General features: G+C 61.7%; 19 protein-coding genes. 4 read left to right on the top strand and 15 right to left on the bottom strand.

All coding sequences use genetic code 11. The annotated features are described in order from the left end of the window. Nucleotides 1-72: 72 nt before the first annotated feature. From ACL9RI_RS24265 to ACL9RI_RS24240, 6 genes are all read right to left on the bottom strand, one after another. Nucleotides 73-1,122, bottom strand: a complete 1,050-nt coding sequence (locus ACL9RI_RS24265; RefSeq protein WP_422729039.1) for an alpha/beta fold hydrolase — start codon at nucleotides 1,120-1,122, stop codon at nucleotides 73-75. Nucleotides 1,123-1,372: 250 nt separating this feature from the next. Next, nucleotides 1,373-1,828, bottom strand: a complete 456-nt coding sequence (locus ACL9RI_RS24260; RefSeq protein ID WP_422729038.1) for a copper chaperone PCu(A)C — start codon at nucleotides 1,826-1,828, stop codon at nucleotides 1,373-1,375. Nucleotides 1,829-1,848: 20 nt separating this feature from the next. After that, complete coding sequence (locus ACL9RI_RS24255) at nucleotides 1,849-2,445, bottom strand: SCO family protein (RefSeq protein ID WP_422729037.1); 597 nt, start codon at nucleotides 2,443-2,445, stop codon at nucleotides 1,849-1,851. Nucleotides 2,446-2,520: 75 nt separating this feature from the next. After that, nucleotides 2,521-2,928 carry a DUF2946 domain-containing protein gene (locus ACL9RI_RS24250; RefSeq protein WP_422729036.1) on the bottom strand — a complete coding sequence of 136 codons (408 nt, stop codon included), beginning with the start codon at nucleotides 2,926-2,928 and terminating at the stop codon, nucleotides 2,521-2,523. A gap of 7 nt (nucleotides 2,929-2,935) precedes the next feature. Then, the gene (locus ACL9RI_RS24245; protein WP_422729035.1) at nucleotides 2,936-3,535 is read right to left on the bottom strand and encodes a hypothetical protein; all 600 of its coding nucleotides are present in this window, start codon (nucleotides 3,533-3,535) and stop codon (nucleotides 2,936-2,938) included. Nucleotides 3,536-3,596: 61 nt separating this feature from the next. Next, nucleotides 3,597-4,298 carry a Crp/Fnr family transcriptional regulator gene (locus ACL9RI_RS24240; RefSeq protein WP_422729034.1) on the bottom strand — a complete coding sequence of 234 codons (702 nt, stop codon included), beginning with the start codon at nucleotides 4,296-4,298 and terminating at the stop codon, nucleotides 3,597-3,599. Nucleotides 4,299-4,414: 116 nt separating this feature from the next. Here ACL9RI_RS24240 and ACL9RI_RS24235 point away from each other — a divergent pair, with 116 nt between their 5' ends. Further along, on the top strand, nucleotides 4,415-6,049 hold the full coding sequence (locus ACL9RI_RS24235) for an acyl-CoA synthetase (RefSeq protein WP_422729033.1): 1,635 nt from the start codon (nucleotides 4,415-4,417) through the stop codon (nucleotides 6,047-6,049). Nucleotides 6,050-6,082: 33 nt separating this feature from the next. Here the strand turns inward: ACL9RI_RS24235 and ACL9RI_RS24230 are convergent, their stop codons facing one another. The 8 genes from ACL9RI_RS24230 to ACL9RI_RS24195 all read right to left on the bottom strand — a co-directional run bounded on the left by ACL9RI_RS24230 (nucleotide 6,083) and on the right by ACL9RI_RS24195 (nucleotide 16,714). Then, nucleotides 6,083-7,495, bottom strand: a complete 1,413-nt coding sequence (locus tag ACL9RI_RS24230) for an MFS transporter (RefSeq protein ID WP_422729032.1) — start codon at nucleotides 7,493-7,495, stop codon at nucleotides 6,083-6,085. Between the two features lie 190 nt (nucleotides 7,496-7,685). Continuing rightward, complete coding sequence (locus ACL9RI_RS24225; protein ID WP_422729031.1) at nucleotides 7,686-8,429, bottom strand: ribonuclease T2 family protein; 744 nt, start codon at nucleotides 8,427-8,429, stop codon at nucleotides 7,686-7,688. A 69-nt stretch (nucleotides 8,430-8,498) separates the two neighbouring features. Next, a complete protein-coding gene (locus ACL9RI_RS24220; RefSeq protein WP_422729030.1) occupies nucleotides 8,499-9,599 on the bottom strand; it encodes a branched-chain amino acid aminotransferase in 1,101 nt (366 codons plus the stop codon). Nucleotides 9,600-9,641: 42 nt separating this feature from the next. Beyond that, the gene (locus tag ACL9RI_RS24215; protein WP_422729029.1) at nucleotides 9,642-10,160 is read right to left on the bottom strand and encodes a Fur family transcriptional regulator; all 519 of its coding nucleotides are present in this window, start codon (nucleotides 10,158-10,160) and stop codon (nucleotides 9,642-9,644) included. Between the two features lie 68 nt (nucleotides 10,161-10,228). After that, entirely contained in the window at nucleotides 10,229-12,574 is a 2,346-nt protein-coding gene (locus ACL9RI_RS24210) for a TonB-dependent receptor (protein ID WP_422729028.1), read from the bottom strand. A 95-nt stretch (nucleotides 12,575-12,669) separates the two neighbouring features. Beyond that, the gene (locus ACL9RI_RS24205; protein ID WP_422729027.1) at nucleotides 12,670-15,054 is read right to left on the bottom strand and encodes a TonB-dependent siderophore receptor; all 2,385 of its coding nucleotides are present in this window, start codon (nucleotides 15,052-15,054) and stop codon (nucleotides 12,670-12,672) included. 107 nt (nucleotides 15,055-15,161) lie between these two features. Further along, nucleotides 15,162-16,157 carry a FecR domain-containing protein gene (locus ACL9RI_RS24200; RefSeq protein ID WP_422729026.1) on the bottom strand — a complete coding sequence of 332 codons (996 nt, stop codon included), beginning with the start codon at nucleotides 16,155-16,157 and terminating at the stop codon, nucleotides 15,162-15,164. Next, complete coding sequence (locus ACL9RI_RS24195) at nucleotides 16,154-16,714, bottom strand: sigma-70 family RNA polymerase sigma factor (protein ID WP_422729025.1); 561 nt, start codon at nucleotides 16,712-16,714, stop codon at nucleotides 16,154-16,156. Before ACL9RI_RS24195 ends, ACL9RI_RS24200 begins: the two co-directional genes overlap by 4 nt. Nucleotides 16,715-16,857: 143 nt before the next feature. Here ACL9RI_RS24195 and ACL9RI_RS24190 point away from each other — a divergent pair, with 143 nt between their 5' ends. The 3 genes from ACL9RI_RS24190 to ACL9RI_RS24180 all read left to right on the top strand — a co-directional run bounded on the left by ACL9RI_RS24190 (nucleotide 16,858) and on the right by ACL9RI_RS24180 (nucleotide 20,266). Then, nucleotides 16,858-19,365, top strand: coding sequence for a PepSY domain-containing protein (locus ACL9RI_RS24190; RefSeq protein ID WP_422729024.1), 2,508 nt, complete (start codon nucleotides 16,858-16,860; stop codon nucleotides 19,363-19,365). A 193-nt stretch (nucleotides 19,366-19,558) separates the two neighbouring features. Next, nucleotides 19,559-19,714, top strand: coding sequence for a hypothetical protein (locus tag ACL9RI_RS24185; RefSeq protein ID WP_422729023.1), 156 nt, complete (start codon nucleotides 19,559-19,561; stop codon nucleotides 19,712-19,714). Between the two features lie 159 nt (nucleotides 19,715-19,873). Beyond that, nucleotides 19,874-20,266: a bacteriohemerythrin gene (locus ACL9RI_RS24180; protein WP_422729022.1), complete on the top strand. Its 393-nt coding sequence runs from the start codon at nucleotides 19,874-19,876 to the stop codon at nucleotides 20,264-20,266. Between the two features lie 75 nt (nucleotides 20,267-20,341). Here the strand turns inward: ACL9RI_RS24180 and ACL9RI_RS24175 are convergent, their stop codons facing one another. Next, nucleotides 20,342-21,151, bottom strand: coding sequence for a hypothetical protein (locus tag ACL9RI_RS24175; protein WP_422729021.1), 810 nt, complete (start codon nucleotides 21,149-21,151; stop codon nucleotides 20,342-20,344). Between the last annotated feature and the right edge of the window lie 189 nt (nucleotides 21,152-21,340).

The following is a 21,340-nucleotide window of genomic DNA, read 5'->3' as shown; positions in this document are numbered from 1 at the left end:
TTAATTATATCAAACGGGCGTTTAATTTTCTTGCGACCGCCAAAAATCCCGGCGAACCGGGATGCATGGCCATCAGGATTGCGCGAACGCCAGGAAGTCGGCATTGAACTTATCCTTGTGCGTATCGGTCAAACCATGGGGCGCACCGGGATAAATGATGAGCTTGGCATGCTTGACGATGGCTGCCGAGGCCTTGCCCGCGGCGTCGATCGGCACAATCTGGTCATCGCTGCCATGGATGATCAGGGTGGGTTTGTCGAACTTTTTCAAGTCATCGCGGAAGTCGGTTTCCGCAAAGGCCTTGATCGAATCATAGGTATTCTTGTGGCCGCCCTGCATGCCCTGCGCATACCAGGCATTGATGATGCCTTGCGACGGTGTGGCGCCCGGACGGTTGTAGTTATAAAACGGGCCTGAGGCGAGGTCCAGATACAACTGGGCGCGGTTGGCAAGCGAGGCGGCGCGCAAGCCATCGAAGACCTCGATCGGCAAGCCACCGGGGTTGCTGTCCGTTTTCAGCATCAGCGGCGGCACGGCGGAAATCAGGCCCAGCTTGGCGACGCGGCCGGTGCCATGACGGCCCACATACCGCGCCACTTCGCCACCACCCGTGGAAAAGCCGGCCAGGATGATGTTGCGCAAATCCAGCGCTTCGATCACCTGGGCCAGATCGTCCGCATAGTGATCCATGTCATTGCCATCCCAGGGCTGGCTGGAACGGCCATGGCCACGCCGGTCATGCGTGATGACGCGGAAACCATGGTTCGCCAGGTGAAAGGCAGCCGACTCCCAGCTATCCGAATTGAGCGGCCAGCCATGGCTTAACACCACGGGTTGACCATCGCGCGGCCCCCAGTCCTTGTAATACAGTTCCACGCCATCGCGGGTGGCGATGGTGCTGGCTGTGCTGGCCGTCCTGGCCGCCTTGCCCAGCCCGGCGCCCGACGCCAAAGCCGCCGCTTGCGCAGGATTGCCGCCCAGCACGGCCAGCGGCACCGCCACGGCAGCGGCGGCAGCGACCGCACCGCCAAACAGGGCCGAGCGACGGGAAACATTGACGGATGGGTCTGCCGACAGATTGGCTGTGGCGCTGGCGGCAAGGGCGTGTACATTTTTCAGCATGACTTCTCTCCTGATTAAATAAGAAACTATTAAATAGCGCACTACTTATTTGACGTTCGATGAATTGCCGTAGCAACCTCAAACGCAATATATATCGCGCACTATTTAATCGCAAGCTATTTTTAAATGCAAACCATCATCTAAACGCTGAGCCAAAAGCGGATGGCAGGCAGCCGCAAACTGGCAGCACTATTGCGCTACCAGTCGCTTTTCTCAAAACGGATTAAGCAATATCAAGCAGCGGACGCGATCAGTGCGACATCGCTGCGCCACCCAGCGGACGGGCTACGGCCGTCACCTCGATGGTTTCGCGGTGCTTGTCATCACCTTCCACCACCAGGGTCAGCGGGATCTTGTCGCCTGCCTTGACCTGGTTTTTCAGTTGCAGCAGCATCACGTGGTAGCCGCCTGGTTGCAATTCCACCGCCTTGCCAGCCGGCAGCGGCACTTCCTTGACCTGGCGCATGCGCATCATATTGTCGACGGTGCTCATTTCATGGATTTCCGCCACGCCGGCGGCAGCCGAACGCACTTCCAGCAAGCGCATGTTTTTCGGCGCCGTGATTTGCATGAAGGCGCCCGTGGCTTTTTGCTGCGGCACGGTGGCGCGCACCCAGGCGTCCGTCACTTTCACGGTGTTTTGGGCAAGCGCGGAGAAAGACAGCACGGCCAGGGCGGCGGCCAGCAGGGTTTTCAGATGGGTCATGATGGTTCCTTTGTATGTGTTTATAAGGTGTACTTCGATTTCATCAGGGTCTTGATGTCCTGCACGCACTCGTCAGCCGTCAGTGTGTGCTTCAGGCCCAGGCGCATGCGGCCTTGCGGATCGAGCACGTAGCTGATGGCCGTGTGGTCCATGGTGTAGGAACTGCCGCTCGGCACGCGGCGGTAAAACACCTTGTAATTGAAGGCCGTCTGGGCCGTGTTTTGCGGGTCCGTGCGCAGTCCCAGGAAGCTGGGGTCGAAGGCGCGCATGTATTCGCCCAGCAAGGCTGGCGTGTCCCGCTCGGGGTCGATGCTGATAAAAATGACTTGCAGCTTGTCACCATCAGCGCCCAGCTTCTGGCGAATTTCCACGGCGCGCGACAAGGCGGTCGGACACACGTCCGGGCATTGCGTAAAGCCAAAGAAAACCATCACATACTTGCCCTTGAAGTCGGCCAGGGTGTACACGCGGCCATCCGGGCCGCTGAGCTTGAAGTCGGGCTTGTAATCGCCACCGGTCAAGTCGAGGCCGTTGTAATGGGGTTTGGGTTCTTGCTCGCAGGCGGCGAGCGTCAGCAATCCCGCCGTACCGGCGAGAAGGAAAAGACGACGTTTCATGGTTTTAAGGCCCGATGGGCGAAATTAAACAGAATGCAGGACGATGCCGCAGCATGGCGGCAACTTGAGTGCTACTCAGGAAAGCCGTGGCGGTCCGCGCGGCTGGGCGTCGAGCCAGGCAAACTGCGGCTGGGGCGCCTGGTAAAACAGTGGCGGATAAACATCGTGGCCCGTGATCAGGGCCAACGGCAATGATGCAGGCGGCAAGCCCAGGCTGCCCGCATGGCCCATGCAGAAGGGGCAATGCTGGATATGGTGCAGCACGGAATCGGTGGTGGACTTGCTCCTGGGCGCCAGGTCTGCCTGCGTGTAGACGGTCCCGCTGGCCGAGCAGATTTCGATGGCGGCGGTATTCGCGTTTATATGTTGCGAAGCAAATGCATATGACAGGGATGGCGACAGCACATTGAGCAGTATCGCCAGGCAGGCGAACCACCATTGCCAGCGCTTGCGCGCCGCCGTGCGTGTCTTGAAATATCCCATGCCCCGATTATAACGCGGACTCCCGCCCCGCGCCGCCCGGCCCGCGCAGGAACAGGGCCGGGCGCACGCCGGCCACATCGACGCAGGCATCGCAAAAAGCGGGCACCGAGGCAAAACCGGAACCGGCCGCCACCTCGGCCAGGTTCCGCGCATCATCGCCATCGGCTTGCGCGGCCGTGTGCAAGGCATGCGCCAGGCGCTGTTCGCGCACCAGGCTGAGCAAGGCTTCACCCTCGGCAAACAGGCGCGCCCGCGCCTTGTGCGGCGTCACTTGCCACAGCGCCGCCAGCCTGGCTGCCGTCCACTGCCCTTGCGGCGACTGAAAGATGTGATGCGCCAGCGCGCGGCTCCAGCGCTTGCCGCCGCCAGCAGCCTCCATGTCGTCGTGTTCCAGCGCCAGGGTGAACACAGCCGGCTGGCCCCGGCCCGGCATCACGTCGCAGGCAAAACGCAAAAAGGCGGGCACGACAAAGCTGTCGCCGCTGCCCAGTTTTTTGGTGGCGATTTCATTGTGCAAGGTCACATAACCCTGGCGCACGCTCACGCGCAGCTTCAAGGGGAAACGCAGGCCCAGCAGGTACAGGGGATGATCGGAAACAAGCGCCATCGTGGTCAATATAAACAATGCCAGGCATCAGCATGCCATGGCTGGCGCGGGCAGTCTGTCATCACAGCGACGCTATGCCATAGCGGCGCAAGCCGTCCAGGTCCACCACGCGGATGGCCTGGTAGGCAATGCTGATCAAATTCAATTCGGCCAGCCGGCCCAGCGCCAGGTTGACGCGCTGGCGCGAAATACCGGTCAGCATGCCGATTTCTTCCTGCGACAGCTCAAGCACGTGCGAGGTGCGCGGATATAGCATCGGATGGAAGAGCTGCGCGATCGCCTGCGCCACCTGGGCATCGACGGCCAGCAGACGCTGGTTCTGGATGGTGGCGATGAATTGCCCCATGCGCTCGTTGAGCTGGCGTATCACGAAGCCGTTGAAAGACAGGCTTTCGGCCAGCAGGCGATGAAACAGGTCGACGGGGACGAGGATCAGGCTGGACGCGCGCACGGCCACCACATCATAGCGGCGCAATTCGCGCTTGAGCACGCTGCCTTCACCGAACCAGCCGCCGGCCGGCACGCCTGAAAACGTCGCGCCCCGGCCCTCGGCGTCATACACGGCCAGCTTGATCAGGCCGGTGTGCACGCCGAACCAGTGCAGGGTCGGCTCGCCGCGCGGCGCAATGCAGGCGCCCGCTTCATAGTAGCGCACGCTGGCGCCCTCGCGCAGCAAGGCCTGGTGCACAGGGTCCAGCGCCAGGAACCAGTCGTGTTCCAGCAGTTCAATACCAATATCGTGCGGAGTATCCCTAACGCTCATTGACTCTTTCAGTTGTCACCAAGATGACAGTAACTTATTACCACCAATGCTATGCTAACTTAAAAACATCACCCGACAGGGCGCCATACCGGACAAAATACAAACAGGAGACCGCCATGACTACCGATTTCAACACCGGCCTGGGCAAAAACAGCGCCAATTACGCCGCCCTCACCCCGCTCGATTATATTGCCAGGGCCGCCGAAGTATATGGCAAGCGCCTGGCGATTGCCCATGGCGCGCTGCGCCAGGACTGGGCCACCACCTACGCCCGCACGCGCCGCCTGGCCTCCAGCCTGGTCAAGCTGGGTCTGGGCAAGGGCGACGTGGTGGCGACCATGCTGCCCAACACGCCGGCCATGGTGGAAGCCAGCTTTGGCGTGCCGATGGCCGGCGCCGTATTGAATGCGCTCAATATCCGCCTGGACCTGGCTTCACTGGTCTTCATGCTGCGCCATGGCGAGGCGAAAGTCTTGCTGGCCGATACCGAGTTTGCGGAACTGGCGCGCCAGATGGCTGCACAGATTCCTGGCTTGCGCGTGATCCAGGTCAATGATGTTCTGGGACCGCAAGTGGAAGCCTTTGCCGACCTCGACTACGAAAGCCTGCTGGCCAGCGGCGACCCCGACTACGCCTGGCAGCCACCCGCCGATGAGTGGGATGCGATTGCCCTCAACTACACCTCGGGCACCACCGGCGATCCGAAAGGCGTGGTCTACCACCACCGGGGCGCGGCCCTGAATGCGCTGTCGAATATCCTGGAATGGGACATGCCCAAGCACACCGTCTATCTGTGGACCTTGCCCATGTTCCACTGCAACGGCTGGTGTTTTCCCTGGAGCATCGCCGCGCGCGCCGGCGTGAACGTGTGCCTGCGCAAGTTCGAGCCGAAACTGGTATTCGACCTGATGCGCGAGCTGCATATCACCCACTATTGCGCGGCGCCCATCGTGCATGCCGCGCTGGCCAATGCGCCGGCCAACTGGCGCGAAGGCATCCACTGGACCGTGCGCGGCATGGTCGCGGGCGCCCCGCCACCGGCGGCCATGCTGGCCAAGATCGACGCCATGGGTTTTGACCTGATCCACTCGTATGGCTTGACGGAAGTATATGGCCCGGCCGCCATCTGCGCCGAGCAGGATGAATGGGCCACGCTGTCGCAGGAAGAACGGGCCGTGCTCAAATCGCGCCAGGGCGTGCGCTACCACCTGCAAAGCGCGGTGGCCGTGCTCGATCCTGACACCATGCAGCCGGTGGCGGCCGACGGCGAGCAGATCGGCGAAATCATGTTCCGCGGCAATATCTGCATGAAGGGTTACCTGAAGAATGAAAAGGCGACGCAGGAAGCGTTCGCCGGCGGCTGGTTCCACACGGGCGACCTGGGCGTCATGTATCCGGATGGCTACCTGAAACTGAAAGACCGCAGCAAGGACATCATCATCTCGGGCGGCGAAAACATTTCAAGCGTGGAAGTGGAAGACGCGCTGTATCACCACCCGCAAGTGCTGGCTGCCGCCGTGATCGCCCAGCCCGATGAAAAATGGGGTGAAACGCCGTGCGCCTTCGTCGAATTACGCGACGGCGCCAGCGTCACGGAAGCCGAGCTGATCGCCTTTTGCAAAACCAACCTGGCCGGCTTCAAGGTGCCGAAAGCGATTTATTTCGGCCCCCTGCCCCGCACCTCGACCGGCAAGATCCAGAAATTCGAACTGCGCAAGCGCATGCAGTCGGACCAGGCCATCGACGTCTGAAACAAACTATAAACGTCTGAAACAAGCCAGCAATCAGCCGGGCTTGCCAGGCAGGCCCGCCGGCTGCGCCACCACCAGGCGTGAAAAACTGGCGATGCTGGCCAGCGCGGCGAAACCGGCCGCCAGGCACAGTGCATAGGTGGTGCCGCGGGTGGCCGAGACCGTGAAGCAATATGCCACCAGCGCGGCGCCGCTGGCCTGGCCGATCAGGCGCGAAGTGGCCACGACGCCGCTGGCGCCGCCGCTACGCTCCGCTGGCGCGGCGCCCATGATGGCTTTCAGATTGGGCGCCTGGAAAAAGCCGAAACCGACGCCGCACAGCGCCATGCGCCAGCAGATATCGAACACGCTCGGATGGGCCGGTATCCAGATCAGGGTCAGCAAGCCGGAAGCGAGCGCCGCCAGGCCGATACCGCCCAGCACGCCCGGCGAATAACGGTCGCTCAGGCGGCCAGCCACCGGCGCCATCACGGCCACCAGCACGGCCCACGGCGTCATCAAAAAGCCGGTCTCGACGGGTGAGCGGCCCAGGGTGACTTCAAAATAAAATGGCAGCGACACAAACGCCAGGCCTTGCGCGGCAAACGTGCAGATCGCCGTCAGCGACGACAGCAGGAATAGCGGACGGCGGAACAGGTCAATGGGAAACATCGGCGCCTGGTGGCCAGCCTGGCGGCGCAGCAGCAAGACAAAGAAAATCACCACCGCAACCAATTCAGGCAGCAAGGTGGAGGCCGATTCATGATGGGCGGCATCGCCGAACAGCAGGATCAGCAAACCAAATGCACCGACGTTGTACAGCGCCGTGCGCGCGTCCAGCGTATGCCCGGAAAGCCGGGTGGCAGGCAAGAAGCGGCTGGCCAGGAAAAAGCCGATCACGCCCAATGGCACGTTGATGGCGAACAGCCATGGCCATGAAGAAGTCGCCAGGATCAGCGACGCGGCCGTGGGGCCGATGGCAAACGCGACGGCCACGATCAGCGAGTTATAGCCGAAGGCCCGGCCCAGCAAATGCTTGGGGTAGACTGCGCGCAACATCGCCGTGTTGACGCCCATCACGGCACTGGCGCCGATTCCCTGGAAGAAACGCGCGACCACCAGCGAGGGCAGCGACCAGGCCATGGCGCAAGCAAGCGAAGCGATGGTAAACAGGCACAGGCCGGCAATGGATACGCGGCGGTAGCCGACGATTTCACCGAGCGCCGACAGCGGCAGCAAGGTGGCCACCATGGCCAGTTGATAGACATTGACGATCCAGACGGAGGCGGCTGGCGTGGCGTGCAGCTCGGCGGCGATGGCCGGCAAGGCGGTATTGGCGATGGCCGTATCGAGGGACGCCATGCCGACGCCGATGGCCAGTGCAAACATGGCCCAGATACGCGCATTGGGCGGCAAGCCCTCCTCACCAACCAGGGTGGGCTGCACTCTATTTTGCTGCTTGAACATTCTTCTATCCGATACGAAAGACCATGCCGCATCGCCAAAAACCGCCGTTGACGGTGAGCATTTTATTGTTGTGCTGCGGCTGCCAGAATATCACGGATAGCAGCAGTCTGCCGGACAGGCAACCAAATAATGCTTGGCTGATTACCTGATCGGCAAGACTAAATATCAACAAATAAGCGTATTCATAACATTACTGCTTGCAGTCGATGACCTTGAAGTCTTTCGAATAACAGATGCGCAATTCGCCCGAGTGCTTTTCATAGCCCAGCCATCGGCCTTTCAGTTGCGGATTGTGCTGCTTCATCCACTGGAACAACTGATTCCTGGGCATGCTGGTGGCAGGCAATTTCAAGGCTTGATACAGCTCGCGCTCTTTTTCAAAATACTCCCTGGCCGTATCGAAATCGCAGGCGCCATGTTTTTCCCATTCGCCTTGCAGCAAGGCTTCGCCCGGTTGCATGCACATATACGGCAGGATTTCCGCTGGCGGCAATTTTGGCAAGTCGCCCTTGCAATAGCGCGGATGCAATTCCGTCTTGCGCGGCGGCGTCACGGAAATATCTTCACAGGTGGCGGGATTATCGGACTGCGCCCACAAGCCATGCACGATCCAGCCGAAATGATTACTCTCCGCACACTGGAAGGCAGCTTTCTTCGAAACTTCACCACGGCGGCGCTGGCTGTCGCAAAAGCCGGGCGACCAGGACAGCGCCAGCACGAAGGAATCGGTGGGCACGTTGGTGCTTTTCTTGTAGCAAGTGTTTTTCTCGTCCGACGGTTTCACGTCGTAATCGTAATAACTGACATTGCGCGGCACGCTGCAGGTGGCGCCTTGCACGGCAGCATCGGGCGCGGCGGCAAACACGGTGGCAGGCAAACTCAACAAAGGTAAGCTCAATACAGCGGCGGACAGCAGGGACAGGAGCAGGCGCATGGTTTTTCCTCTCTCAAAGTAAAAACGCCGGCAACACAGTGCCGGCGCGGTGGTTCACGTCACATCACTTCAGCAAACCTTGTGCATCCAGCCGTGCTTGTCTTCAGCCGTGCCGTGTTGCAGGCCCAGCAAGGCTTCGCGCAGCGCCAGGGTGACGGCGCCGTTTTCGTTATTGTTGATGGTCATTTCGAAACCGTTGGCCTTGGCTACGCCTACCGGCGTGATCACGGCAGCCGTGCCGCAGGCAAACACTTCGATCATGCGGCCCGAAGCGATGTCGTCGCGCCATTGCTGGACCGACAACTTGCGCTCTTCGGTGGCATAACCGAGCTCGCGCGCCATTTCCAGCAGGCTGCGGCGGGTGATGCCTGGCAACAAGGTGCCCGTCAATTCCGGCGTGGCCACGGTGATCTTGTCGCCATCCTTGTAGACGAAGAACAAGTTCATGCCGCCCATTTCTTCGATGAATTCACGGTGCACGGCGTCCAGCCAGACCACCTGGTCGCAGCCTTTTTCCTGCGCTTGCGCCTGCGCCATCAGGCTGGCTGCGTAGTTGCCTGCGCACTTGGCTTCACCGGTGCCGCCAGGCGCGGCGCGCACGAAGTCTTCGCTGATCCACACGGTGACCGGTTTCACGCCTTTCGGGAAGTAGGCGCCCGCTGGCGAAGCGAACAGCACGAACAGGTATTCGTCCGATGGACGCACGCCCAGGTAAGGGTCGGTGGCGATCATCAGCGGACGCATGTACAGGCTCTCGCCAGTGTTTTTCGGCACCCAGTTGCGGTCTTGCGAAATCAGGGCGTCGCCTGCTTCCAGGAACAGTTCCACGGGAATCGCCGGCATCGCCAGGCGCGCGGCGCTGCGGTTGAAGCGCTCGGCGTTTTGTTCTGGGCGGAAAGTCTTGATGCTGCCATCGGGCTGGGCAAAGGCCTTGTAGCCTTCAAAGATGGCCTGGCCGTAGTGCAGCGAGGAAGCCGATGGGTCCAGGCTCAGCGGGCCGTAGGCCTTCAGTTCGCCTTGCTGCCACTTGCCGTCACGGTAAGGAATCACCACCATGTGGTCGGTAAACACGCGGCCAAAAGCCGGATTGTTCATGCGTTCGGCGCGCTGGGCATCGGATAAAGGATGAGCGGACGGGGTAACAACGATATTCGGTGTAGAAGTGGTCATGTCGGCTTGGTAACAAGTAAAGAGTGTCCCCTATTGTAGCGCCTAAACCAAGGTACGAGCCAGCCTGTCGGTCCGGCGCTTTCCTCGCCCCTCATGACTGCAATGGCTGCAGCACATTTGCATCGATACCACATTGCCGCCCGCCTGCATGCCATGGACCTGCGCTACCTTGCGCAACTGCTGCATCAGGACCTGATCCTGCACCAGCACCTTGCGCTCGCAGACGCGGCAAACAAAATAGCAGCTGCCCTCTTCCGCATGCTCGGGCTTGATCCAGTAGCGCGCCTTGTTGCCGCTCGAACTATCTTCCCGCTCGCGCAGCAGCAAGCCTGCCGTTTCCAGTTCCCTCAGCACGCGGTAGATCGTGCCCAGGCTGACGGCGATGCCGCTATCGTGCAACTGCTGGTAAATATCTTCCGCATTCAGGCTGGCATGGCCGTTGCCTGCCAGCAATTGCAAGATGCAGATGCGGGCGCTGGTAGGACGCAGCTGCGCGGCGCGCAAGCGTTCAAAGACGCGGCCATCGCCCTGGATTGCGGTATTCGGTATGGCCATCTGCATGGTCTTCTCCGGGAAACACCACCCGTTTCAGCGGGCGGTGCGTTTTTTACGACTCGCTATTCAAGCCATTAAAACTTGATATTCGCCGTCAAGGTTGCCGTACGGCCCGGCGCCACGCCTGCATAATGCGGCGAGGAAACCTTGTCGAAGTACAGCTTGTCCGTCAGGTTCTGGATATTCAGCTGCAGGGTCACATTGCGGCTGAGCACATAGCTGGCCATGGCGTCGAAACGCGTGTAGGCCGGCGCGAACTTGTTGTTGGCGACCGATGCGTAGACCTTGTCGACATAGTTGATGCCGCCGCCGACGGTGATCGCTGGCGTCAGCGTGTACGCCGTCCACAGCGAAGCGCTGTTTTTCGGGGTGGTCGGGAACTGGTTGCCGTTGTACGGCGACGGTGCATATTGCGTTACGCCATTGACGACACCGGTGCTGACAAAACCATTGTTTTCCACCACCGCGTTCAAATGCGTGTAGCCGCCGAAGACCGACCACTCCTTGGTGAAGTTGCCGCTGATACCCAGCTCGACACCCTTGACTTGCTTGCTGCCTACGTTTTGCGTATTGCCGTCCGGCGCCGTGACACGGGCGTTATTCATATCGCTCTGGAAATACGCACCGCTGAGCGACAAACGGCCGCCCGGCAACACTTCCCATTTCGTGCCCAGCTCAAAACTCTTGCTGTCTTGCGGCTGCAGGTTTTGCACGGCTGCCGACAAACCGTCCAGGCCATCGCCGCCGTCATTGCCCGGTGGCGTCGATGAGGTGCCGTAGGAAATGTACACGCTGCTATTGCTCGATGGCTTGTAGACCAGGCCGGCCTGGTAGTTGGCGAACGTGGAATGCACATTCAGGCTGCTGGCGGCGGTAGTCTTGTTGTCCAAGGTGTATTGCGGCACGGTCAAAGAGCTCTTGTAGTCATCCCAGCGCACACCCACGTTCAACAGCCATTGCGGGGTGAATTCGATGGTATCGAAACCGTACACGGAACGCGTGTTGGTCACCACCGTCGTGCGCGCCGGCGACACCGTGCGCGTGTAGACCCACGGGTCATTGGCGTTCGGGTTGAGCAAGGGTGCGCAGTTGTACAGGGTGGCCGCGCCGGAAGTCGGGCAGGTAAACGTCTTGGTCAGCGGATTATTCGTTCCTGGCGTAAAGATGTACGAGCTGCGGTTGGTTTCTTCGCGGCTCAGCTCCAGGCCCAGCGTGTAGGTGTTTTTCACGCCGCCGGCCAGGAATTCACCGCCCAGGCTGGTCGCATTGGCCACGGCCGAGGTGTCCGTCACGCGCGTGTTGGCGCGGCGCCAGACGGTGCCGTACAGCATGGTGTTGCCTTTGGAATCGTCGGGCTGGGTCCAGACGTAATCGTTGCCCGACTTGCCGTAGCGCGTCACGTTGCGCAAGACCAGTTTATTACCGAAGTCGTGGCGCACGTCGATGGTGCCGATATCGGTCTTGGTGTCGCGGAAATCGCGGTTCACCAGGCCATAGAAGGTACTGCGCGGTACATCGACGGGCGTGCCATTGCCATTCTTGGCCACGTTGGCGCCGGACGAGAATGGATTGTTGAACGGCAAGCCCGTATCGGGCAATTCGCTCGATTGCATATGATAGTAGCTGAGCGTGGCTTGCGTGGCCGACTTCAAGCCAAAGGTGATCGATGGCGCGATGCCCCAGCGGTCGCCATGGATGAAATCGCGGCCCGCCACGTGGGCGTCATGCACCATCAGGTTCAGGCGCACGGCCACGTCATCGCTGATGACACGGTTCACGTCGGCCGTGGCGCGGCGGTATTTGGCATTGCCCAGGCCCACCGTGGCGTTGGTGAAGTTTTCTGCTTTCGGACTCTTGCTGATCAAATTGATGCCGCCGCCCGCCGAGGAGCGTCCACCATAGGCCGAGTTCGGACCTTTGACGACTTCGATTTGTTCCAGGTCAAAGATTTCACGCGATTGCGAACCCGTGTCGCGGATGCCGTCGATATAGGTATCGGTTTGCGCGTTGTAGCCGCGAATAAACAGATTGTCGCCCACCGGGTTGCCGCCTTCACCGGCGCCGATGGTGATGCCCGGCACCGTGCGCAGCGCATCGGTCAAGGACACGGCGCCCGTTTGCGCAATGATTTCGGCAGGAATCACGGTCACCGATTTTGGCGTATCGAGCAGCGGCGCTGTCATCTTGTCGTTGGCCGAGCGCACGGGCGCTTGCACCAGGCGTTCGGTGCTGGTGGTGGCAGTGACCTTGACTTCAGGCAATTGCGGCGCCTTGTCGGCCGTTTGCGCATGCAGCGCCAGCGGCATCGCCAGGGTGGCAAAGGCGGCCAGGGCCGTGCCGCCATGCAGGCGCGGTGCGGACGATGGCGTATGTTTGCGGCTCTGGATGGCGCCGGCCGGTGCACTGTTCTTCAGTTTCATCTCTTCTCTTTCTGTCGTTTGGATGGATGCAATCGGCTGGCTTGCCCCCGTTGTGAGAACGGAATGCTGGCTGGCTAAGTGGTTACAAAAATCAGTTAAAAATGCCACGCGGCCGATACGCGCAACAAGCGCGGCGTGCCGGGGGCGATGTTGTCGTTGCTATGTGCCGAGGCGTAATACTGGTGATTGAGCAGGTTTTCCAGATTCAGCTGCAACCCGAAGCGCGCACTGGGCCGGTAATACAGGGCGCCATCGAGCCGGCCATAACCGGGCAGGCTGACCGTATTCGACACGGCCGCAAACACGGGACTGCGCAATATCAATCCCAGCGCCGCGCCCCAGTCGGGCATAAAGTCATAACGGTTCCACAGCGACAGGCTGTGGCGCGGCACATGGGCCACGCTGGCCCCGGCCACTGCGCCAGCAGATTGCGTGGCCGTCAACACAGCTTGCTGCCAGGCATAACCACCGGCGATCTGCCAGGATCGTGTCAACTTGCCATTCAGCTCCAGCTCCAGGCCCCGGCTGCGCTGGCCATCGACCAGCACGGAGCGCTGGCTGTCGGTCGGGTCGATCACGGCAACATTGCTGCGCTCGAGCTGATACACGGCGGCGCTGGCCGACAAGCTAGGCGTGGCTTCCCACTTCGCACCCAGCTCCACGTTACGAAAGCGTTCGGGCTCGAACGCCTGGTTGTCGGGCGTCAGCGAGGCCAGCTGCTCCCCCGCGCGCGGCAAGAAAGCCTGGCTCAGGCTGGCATACAGCGACACGGTATCGACCGGCTGGTAGACCAGTGCAGCACGCGGCGACCATGGCCTATCGGTACGGCGCAGGCGCTCATCCGTGCGGCGGTTCAAAAAATCCACCGTAAAACGTTCATGGCGCAAGCCCACGATGGCTTGCCAGTGCGGCGAAAAAATCAGCTGGTCTTGCAGGTAGAGGGCAGCCGTGTCCGCTACGCCATGGTTATCCGCATCGGTGGCGCTGGGACGAAAGGTGATCGGCACATCGGTGACGGGGCGCGCCGTCGGCAGGCTGATGCGGGTGACGTTCTCGCCCAGGCTGGCAAAATAACCCGTGTTGCGCAGGTTGTCCGTGCGCTGGCGCCCCAGTTCCAGGCCCGCGCCCAGCTGGTGGCGCAGGCCGCCGCCCTGCACCGTCCAGCTTATATCCGTCTGGTTGAACAGATTGCGCCGCACGGTGGCGCTGTTGTAGGCCAGCGCGGTCACGCTGGTCCCATCGGCGCTGACGGCCGAGGGAAAGGCATTCTGGTAAAACTTGTCGTAATCGGCATAGCGCGTGCGGTTGCGCAACACGGCGCCGCCGCCCAGCTCATGCTCGATCACGGCGCTGAAGGCATCGATGCGCACCCACGACGGGCTAACGCTGGCGTTGCCGAAAAAAGTCGATGGATCGGTGGCGTAGGGACGCCCCCGGTACGAAGGCACACCGCGGTCCGTTACCCGGTCATCGCGAAAATGTTCATAACCGATCATCACGCGGGTGGCCGGCCCCGCCTTCCAGGCGAACGTAGGGTTGATACCGGCCCGGCGCAGTTGCACGCCCTGGCGAAACGAGGCGGAGTCTTCCAGCATGGCATTGAGGCGCACGGCCGCATTCTCGCCGACTGTGTTTTGTACATCGAGCGTGGCGCGGCGTGCCTGCCAGGCGCCCAGGCTGACAGTAGCGGACGCTGCATCAGTCCACGCAGGCTGTTTCGTGACCCGGTTGATAATGCCGCCCGCGCCGCCACGGCCAAAAATCATGGCGTTCGATCCCTTGACGGCTTCCACGCTATCGACGTTATAAAAGTCGCGGTAGTACTGCACGTCGTCGCGCATGCCGTCGATATAAAAGTCCGAGGTGCTGCTATTGCCGCGAAAGATGGCCGTGTCGCGGTTGCCCTCGCCGGCGGCCGTGCCCACGCCCGGCATATAGCGCATGGCGTCGGCCATGTTTTGCATGGCCTGGTCGCGTATCAGCTGGCCCGTGACGACGCTGACCGCCTGCGGCGTATTGAGCAAGGCCTGCTCGCTGCGGCTGGCCGTGCTGGAACTGCGGAGCCGGTAGCCATCGTCGGCAAGACCCGTCACTTTGACGGGCGCCAGGGTTTGCCACTGGCCATCCACGGTAGCGACTGCCGGCGCCAGGCGCACGATATAACTGCCATCGGCCAGTTGCACGGCGATCAATCCCGTTCCGGCCAGCAATTGCTGCAAACCCACACTAACCGACACGGTGGCGCGCAAGCCGCCGCTGGTCTTGCCTTGCGTCAAACGCCCCTCGGCCGACAGCAGGATGCCCGCCTGCCCCGCAAACTGGCGCAGCGCCTGGCCCAGCGGCGCGGCGGCGACCTGGAAACTGCGCGCAATATCGGCACTACTTGCCATGACAGGCACGGCCAGCAGCAATGATGCCGCCAGGCACAAGGCCAGCGGGCGCAGATGCCAGCGTGAAGGAAAAGCAAGGTTAAAAGGCACGACGGTTATCTATCCTGTTCGAATGATCAGCAAGGTTTATTACCCCTTGCCAAGCGAGATTTCAAAAAGGGAACCGCAAATTGAAAATAAGTTGAAAATAAGCTGAATTATTTTTCCAGAGGCGCCGCTTCCACCGTCACCCACCAGTCATGGATGCGGTGCACGCGCACGGGCAAGGTGGCTGCCAACGCCGCCAGGATGCGGTCGGTGTCGGCCAGCGGATAACTGCCCACCAGGCGCAGATGAGCCACTTCGGGTGCGCAGCCCAGGTGGCCGCGCCGATAGCGCGACAATTCAGCAAGGAAATCGTCGAGCCGCATCTGGTCCGGCATCAAGCGGTGCTCAAGCCAGGCCGTGGCATTGTCGTCAAGCGGATAGGGCTGGCCGATGGAAGCGGCATCGAAACGCAGTTGCGAGCCGGCCGCCACGATGCGCGTGCCGCCGCCGTCACGCGGTTCGACCTGTACCTTGCCTTCGTAGACGGAAAGCAAGGTGGCATCCGCACTGGTGCGCACAGTAAAGCGCGTACCCAGTGCGCGCAGGCGGCCATGCACCACGTCAACTACCAGCGGACGTGGCGGCTGCTGGCTGTCTTGCGCCGTCGCGAGCAGGATTTCACCCGAGTACAGGGCGATGCGGCGCAGGGCCGGCGTGTAATCGATGTCGAGGGAAGTATTCGTGTTGAGCCACAGCGCGCCGCCGTCGGCCAGGACCATCTGGCGGATCTCGCCCACCCTGGTACTTTGCTGCGCGTTCAGGCCGGCGAGCCAGTTGCGCGTATCGCGCCGCAAGAAGGCCGCGCCACCGAGGCCAGCCGTCAGGCACAGCATGAGCAATCCCTTGACGGCGTTGCGCCGGCTGCCATCGCGCGGCCCAACCTCATCGAGCGCGATACGGGCCGGTTCGCCGGGCAACAATTGAAATTCGGCGCTGACTGCTTCTACCCGGCGCCAGGCGGCGCGGTGGGCCGGTGAGGCGTCGTGCCAGCGCTGCCATTCGAGCTGGTCGGCCAGCGCCGCATCGTCGGCGCGCAGCACGGCAAACCATTCGGCCGCTTCCTGCAAGACCAGGTAATCACACTCTGCACGGCCTGCGCTGTTCAACCGGCGTCATCCATGCTGAGCATGCATTGCAACATCGCCTGCGCCATGTATTTCTTGACCATCCGCTCCGATACCTCCAGCTGCGTGGCGATCTGGGCGTAGGTCCAGCCATCGATCTGCGCCAGCAGGAAAGCCTGGCGCGCACGCGGCGACAAGGTGTCGAGCATGGCATCGATGCGGGTCAGGGTTTCCACCACCAGCGCCCGCTCTTCGGGCGATGGCGCCGTCAGCTCGGGGCGGCTGGCCAGGGCGGCCAAAAAGCTGCGTTCCAGGCTCAAACGGCGCCAGTGATTGACCAGCAAGCCATTGGCTACCGTGCTCAGGTAGGCGCGCGGTTCGCGCAGGCTGTCGGCCGACTGGGTGGCCAGCATGCGCACGAACGTGTCTTGCGCCAGGTCGGCCGCGCCATCGCGGCAACCAAGCTTGCGCCACAGCCATTGATACAGCCAGCCATGGTGGCTGCTATATAAATTGGCAAACGCGGCGTTGGGAGACAGGGCGATGGACACGGCAGGGGCAGATAAAGAAAATGATAGGCGAATGAGAATGATTTTCATTTTCACACATAATTGGCGGATTGTAAATTACTCCTATTGAGAATGAGAGATGATTTGCGAATGGTTCTCATTTGCGATACTATGCGCGACTCAGCCTGGCCTGCGCCGTGGCAGCTTCAAATAGAACAATTGAAAGCCGATCGATGAATACCGCCTCCACCGCCGCCAGCCTGCCCTCCGCCCGTGCCAGCGATAGCGTCCCCTTGGCCACCGTCCAGCCAGAAACGCGCCAGCGTACGGCGCGGTGGAACTGGACCTGGAAGCAGGTCTGGTTCCAGCTGCACTGGCTGATCGGCATCACGGCCGGCACGGTGCTGGTGATCATCGGCCTGAGCGGCGCCACCCTGGCGTTCAAGGATGAAATCCTCGATCTGCTCAACCCTGGCGTGCGCCATGTCACGGTGGAAAACAAGGCCGTGCTGACGCCGGCCCAGCTGAGCCGGATCGCCGAACGCGAACACGGCCAGAAAGTGGCCTCCATCACCATGTATGCGCAAGCGGGCGCCGTGCCGCGTCTGTTCTTTGCGCCCAAAGAGGGCCAGCGCCGCGGCGAGTCGATCTACATCCATCCTTATACGGGCGCGACCCAGCCAGCGCTGCAAGGCGCGGAATTCTTTGAATGGACGGAGTCCTTGCACCGCTGGCTGCTGCTGCCGCGCGAACCGGGCCGCAAGGTGGCCGGCGCGCTGGCCCTGTGCCTGCTGGGCCTGGCATTGTCGGGACTGTACCTGCGCTGGCCGCGCCGTCCGCTGGACTGGCGCACCTGGCTCACGTTCGATCCGGCACTGAAAGGCCGCTCCTTCCTGTGGAATCTGCACGCCGTGGCCGGCACCTGGTGCTTGCTGGTGTATCTGGCGCTGACCATCACCGGCATTTACTGGAGCTACGACGTGGTGCGCGACAATATCGACGCCTGGGCCGGCAAGCCGCCGCGCGAAGCGCCCGCGCAAGCTAAAAAAGGCCCGCCCAAAGTCAAAAAGCCAGCGGAAGCGGTCGATGTCAGCGTGGCCTGGGACGCCTTCCAGCACAAGGCCGGCGCCTGGACCCTGGCCACCGTGCGCATGCCGGTGCGTGCTGGCGACGCCGTGCAAGTAACCTGGCTGGCCGCCGACGCGCCGCATGAACGCGCCCGCAATACCATGGCATTGAAAGCAGACGATGGCAGTATCACCAAGGATGAACGCTACGGCCAGCAGGCGCTCGGTTCGCGCCTGGTCAGCATTATTTATCCGCTGCACATGGGCACGTATTTTGGCTTGCCAGGCCGCATCATCATGCTGCTGGCCAGCCTGGGACTGCCCCTGTTCGCCATCACCGGCTGGATGTTGTACCTGGGCCGCCGCAAGGCCAAGCGGGCGGTGCAGGCGCAGCGCGCCATGCTGGGCGCCGCTGCACCGGCCTGCGCAGGCGCCGGCTTGCCGACCCTGGTGGCCTACGCCAGCCAGTCGGGCCAGGCCGAACGCCTGGCGCTGGAGAGCGCACGCGCCCTGCAACAGGCGGGCGTGCCGGTGGACGTGCGCTCGCTCGATCAACTGACCCCGGCGCAACTGCGCCAGTATGAACGGGCGCTGATCGTTGCCAGCACCTTTGGCGAAGGCGAAGCGCCAGACGGCACGCGCCGTTTTGCGCGCCTGCTGCAAACGGGCAAGGACACCCTGGCCAGCCTGGAATTCGGCTTGCTGGCCCTGGGCGACCGCCATTACAGCCAGTTCTGCGGTTTTGGCCACGCGCTCAATACGCAGTTGCTGGGCCTGGGCGCCACGTCCCTGTTCCCGCTGATCGAAGTGGACAAGCACGACCCTGCTGCGCTGGCGTTGTGGTCGCAAGCCTTGGCGCAATGCAGCGGCAGTCCGATCGACGCCATCGTGGTACAGGAAACTGCCTCGTACGCGACCTGGCGTTTGACGCGCCGCGTGCTGCTCAATCCGGGCAGCCAGGGCGGCCAGCTGTATGAGATCGCCCTCGCCGGCCCGGCCGGCGCCAGCTGGGAAGCCGGTGCGCTGGCGGAAATCGTGATACCTGGCGGCGACGAGCAAGCTCACGCGCCGCGCAGCTATTCGCTGGCGTCCTTGCCCGGCGATGGCGAAATCCAGTTGCTGGTGCGCCAGCAGCGCCATGACGGCCTTGAGAATGGCGGTTATGGCATCGCTTCGGGCTGGCTCACGCATTACGCCCCTGTCGGCAGCGAATTGTCATTACGCCTGCAAGCCAACCCCGCCTTCGCCCCCGCGCTGGACGACGTGCCGTGCATCTACCTGGGTAACGGTTCGGGCCTGGCCGGCCTGCGTTCGCACTTGCGCGCCCGCAAGGAAGCGGGCCTGGCCCGCAACTGGCTGATCTTTGGCGAGCGCCAGCAAGCGGCCGACAGCATTTGCGCCACCGAGCTGGAGGGCTGGCAGAACGAGGGCCACCTGGCGCGCCTGGACCGCGTCTTTTCACGCGATGGCACGGCGCAAAAATACGTGCAGGATTGCCTGCGCGCCAATGCGACCGAATTGCACGCCTGGCTGGCGGACGGCGCCATCGTCTACGTCTGCGGCAGCCTGCAAGGCATGGCGGCCGGCGTCGATGCCGTCCTGCTGGAACTGCTGGGCCAGGATGGACTCGATGCGCTGATGGCCGAGGGACGCTACCGCCGCGACGTGTATTAGAAAACACCTCGCAAAACCTGCTGCGCGTCGATTTTGCAAGGGGTTGTTAAGCAACAGGCTATATTGCGGCAGCGCAACACAGCATTCTGTTGACGTTTACATCAGGCGCACTACACTGAAGACGTGGTAAGAAGTTGGGAATGACCGGCAAGCGACGCATACCGTGCCACTGCCGGCAAACCAGGAGACGATCATGTTGACGCTTAAAGTGCTGGCCTGCCTTGCCCTGTCTGCGCTGATGCTCGTGCCCGTGATACTGCGCGGCCCCCTGCAAGGCCAAATCGTCCAGAACATCCCCATCCCGAATGTCGATGCCCACGCCATGTGGAGCCGCTGGCCACAGCGCTAACCGGACATCGTCATGCGTGGCGGATAAGACAGGCTGAATATCCATCAGCCTGCCTGGTATCCATCACACCTTTGATATAGATCATAGTTTTATGTGTATCCGAGACGCACACTGATATGGCTCAGTCAGCATCATGATGAACCCAAGCAGGAGCCTGTCATGGACACGTGGAACGAAGAAATGGCGCTGGGACTGCCCGCCATCGACGAGGCGCACGCAGCGCTGTTTTCAGCCATCGCGCACCTGGCGCAACTGGACGACCAGCAATTCGGCACTGCCTTTCGCGACCTGATCGCGGCCGTAGAGCGTGACTTTCGCGAAGAAGAAGACTTGATGGAGGGCATCGGTTTTCCCGCCTTGCCCAATCATCGCGAACAGCATGCGCGCATGCTGTGCAGCTTGCATCACGCCTGGGCGGCGGTCGATGAAGGCGATCTGGCGCAAGGCCGCCACGCCCTCGCCTTGTTGCCGCAATGGCTGCTATTTCACCAGGCCACCATGGACGTGGCCCTGGCGGCAGCGCTGGAACTCACGCAGCAGCATGGTCACTGAGGCTCCCCGGACCCAGCGAGTCTGACAATGGCCAGGCAACGTTAACGCGGCCGTGGCCATTCCCTCAGGCTCGCGCTACAACAGCAAGACGGTGGTCTGCTCCGGCAAGACCATGCGGTAGTGGCCCGGATATTTATCCTCGCCATCGAATATCTTGCAAAATACGGGCATATTGATATCGTTGACAGCTGGCTCGTTCATCGGCAAGGTGGCGATCAGCTGTTCGCCCTCCACCAGTTGCAAGGCGCTGCCCTGCTCGGCCGTGCAGAATGCCAGCGATTGCACTTCCTTGGCGAACGGTTTTTTATACCATGGCGTGATGGCCCGCACGGCGCGCTTGGCGTCATGCAAGACTTGCGCTATCCGCGTGACGTTCCACGCATCCTGGCCGACAGCCGGCTGGATCACCATGCTGGCCGTCAGTTCGCCCTTTTCCTTGTTCACCAGAAAGATTCCATCTTGCGCCGCAACATCGGCGTTCAAGGGCACGACAAACACGCCGCCGTCAGACACCTTGACCGGGATCGGTGCGCCATTGCCCTTCAAGGCCACGCGCACGTCGCTGATGGTGGCGTTCAATTTGGCCGGGATCAGGCGCAAGGCCATGACCACGCTGCCTTTTGAGACTTCCCATACTTTCTTGGCCGTCTGATAGCTTTCTTCATAAGCAGTGAAACGCACGCGCGGCGCCTTCGCATCGCTGGTCGCCGTGACCGTCACGGTTTGCGGCGCCGTTTCCGGCGCCTCCTGCTGCGGCGCTTGCACGGCGGCAGGCGTACTGTCCAGCGGGACGGCAGATGGCACGGGCGGCGGCGCCTCGTGCTGCTGGGCATGGCCCAGCAACACGACACAGCACAACCCGGCACCCGCGATCCATGTACGCATGCATTTCTTTCTTCGTAAGAATATTTTTACCTGCCAGCATTATGGCAGAAGCACAAAAAATCCGTTCAGCTCCCTTTCTGCGGCCAGCATCCCAGGGATACACGTACTTGCTTAATGAAACAATAAGAAGTATATTGATAATGATTCTTATTCACAAATTGTGAAGATCACCACACAGCGCATCAACTC

Source organism: Janthinobacterium sp. Mn2066, assembly GCF_049319705.1.
Taxonomy (GTDB): domain Bacteria; phylum Pseudomonadota; class Gammaproteobacteria; order Burkholderiales; family Burkholderiaceae_D; genus Janthinobacterium.
This window is presented reverse-complemented; position numbering and strand designations above follow the sequence as displayed.

What these genes read in the sequence shown, in the direction of transcription:
- ACL9RI_RS24250 (WP_422729036.1), bottom strand. Translation starts at nt 2,928, where the DNA reads ATGGGATATTTCAAGACACGCACGGCGGCGCGCAAGCGCTGGCAATGG.
- ACL9RI_RS24175 (WP_422729021.1), bottom strand. Translation starts at nt 21,151, where the DNA reads ATGCGTACATGGATCGCGGGTGCCGGGTTGTGCTGTGTCGTGTTGCTG.
- ACL9RI_RS24225 (WP_422729031.1), bottom strand. Translation starts at nt 8,429, where the DNA reads ATGCGCCTGCTCCTGTCCCTGCTGTCCGCCGCTGTATTGAGCTTACCT.
- ACL9RI_RS24215 (WP_422729029.1), bottom strand. Translation starts at nt 10,160, where the DNA reads ATGCAGATGGCCATACCGAATACCGCAATCCAGGGCGATGGCCGCGTC.
- ACL9RI_RS24260 (WP_422729038.1), bottom strand. Translation starts at nt 1,828, where the DNA reads ATGACCCATCTGAAAACCCTGCTGGCCGCCGCCCTGGCCGTGCTGTCT.
- ACL9RI_RS24185 (WP_422729023.1), top strand. Translation starts at nt 19,559, where the DNA reads ATGTTGACGCTTAAAGTGCTGGCCTGCCTTGCCCTGTCTGCGCTGATG.
- ACL9RI_RS24245 (WP_422729035.1), bottom strand. Translation starts at nt 3,535, where the DNA reads ATGGCGCTTGTTTCCGATCATCCCCTGTACCTGCTGGGCCTGCGTTTC.
- ACL9RI_RS24230 (WP_422729032.1), bottom strand. Translation starts at nt 7,495, where the DNA reads ATGTTCAAGCAGCAAAATAGAGTGCAGCCCACCCTGGTTGGTGAGGAG.
- ACL9RI_RS24195 (WP_422729025.1), bottom strand. Translation starts at nt 16,714, where the DNA reads ATGAAAATCATTCTCATTCGCCTATCATTTTCTTTATCTGCCCCTGCC.
- ACL9RI_RS24210 (WP_422729028.1), bottom strand. Translation starts at nt 12,574, where the DNA reads ATGAAACTGAAGAACAGTGCACCGGCCGGCGCCATCCAGAGCCGCAAA.
- ACL9RI_RS24190 (WP_422729024.1), top strand. Translation starts at nt 16,858, where the DNA reads ATGAATACCGCCTCCACCGCCGCCAGCCTGCCCTCCGCCCGTGCCAGC.
- ACL9RI_RS24235 (WP_422729033.1), top strand. Translation starts at nt 4,415, where the DNA reads ATGACTACCGATTTCAACACCGGCCTGGGCAAAAACAGCGCCAATTAC.
- ACL9RI_RS24255 (WP_422729037.1), bottom strand. Translation starts at nt 2,445, where the DNA reads ATGAAACGTCGTCTTTTCCTTCTCGCCGGTACGGCGGGATTGCTGACG.
- ACL9RI_RS24240 (WP_422729034.1), bottom strand. Translation starts at nt 4,298, where the DNA reads ATGAGCGTTAGGGATACTCCGCACGATATTGGTATTGAACTGCTGGAA.
- ACL9RI_RS24265 (WP_422729039.1), bottom strand. Translation starts at nt 1,122, where the DNA reads ATGCTGAAAAATGTACACGCCCTTGCCGCCAGCGCCACAGCCAATCTG.
- ACL9RI_RS24180 (WP_422729022.1), top strand. Translation starts at nt 19,874, where the DNA reads ATGGACACGTGGAACGAAGAAATGGCGCTGGGACTGCCCGCCATCGAC.
- ACL9RI_RS24220 (WP_422729030.1), bottom strand. Translation starts at nt 9,599, where the DNA reads ATGACCACTTCTACACCGAATATCGTTGTTACCCCGTCCGCTCATCCT.